Below are 723 nucleotides of genomic sequence, written 5' to 3' on the forward strand. Positions count from 1 at the left end.
TGATTGCTAAATGGCAAAAAGATGGTAGCCTTCAAAAACTCTACGATAAGTATCACTTGAAACCAGCTAAGGCTGAAGATAAATAGAAAGGAGTCCTAAATTTATGTATCTTTTAACTGAAACGGCTAGTCCTTTCGCTCTTGAACGTTGGGCTGCTTTCTTCGCTAACTTTGGGCAATTTGCCAAAGGTTTCTTTTACACCCTTGGCATTTCAATTGGTGCCTTGATTGTTGCCCTTCTTCTTGGGCTCATCTTTGGAGCTATGAGCTCTACTCACAACAAGGTCCTTCGTGGCATCTCACGTGTTTATGTCGAAATCTTCCAGAACACACCCTTGCTTGTGCAATTCGTGGTTGTCTTCTATGGGATTTCAATCTTGACTGATGGTCATGTCATGATCCCAATTTCATTGACGGCTATCCTTTGTGTAGGGGTCTACACAGGAGCCTATATCTCTGAAATTATTCGTACAGGTATCGAGGCGGTTCCTAAAGGTCAAACCGAAGCGGCTTTGTCTCAAGGATTCACCTACGCTGATACCATGCGTATCATCATCTTGCCTCAAGCAGTCCGTACTATCTTGCCACCATTGACCAACCAAGTGGTTAACTTGATTAAGAATACTTCAACAGTTGCCATTATCTCTGGGGCAGATATCATGTTCACTGCTAAGGCCTGGGCTTATGATACCACTAACTATGTGCCGGCCTTTGCTGGGGCTGC

Annotated in this window: 1 protein-coding gene; it reads left to right on the plus strand. The window is 44.0% G+C overall.

Translation table 11 applies throughout. The features are described 5' to 3' along the window. Positions 1 to 103 precede the first annotated feature (103 nt). A partial coding sequence (locus HMPREF2979_RS05415) for an amino acid ABC transporter permease (protein WP_070655538.1) occupies positions 104 to 723 on the plus strand: 620 nt, incomplete at its 3' end.

The organism is Streptococcus sp. HMSC078H12, from assembly GCF_001814615.1.
Taxonomy (GTDB): domain Bacteria; phylum Bacillota; class Bacilli; order Lactobacillales; family Streptococcaceae; genus Streptococcus; species Streptococcus salivarius_F.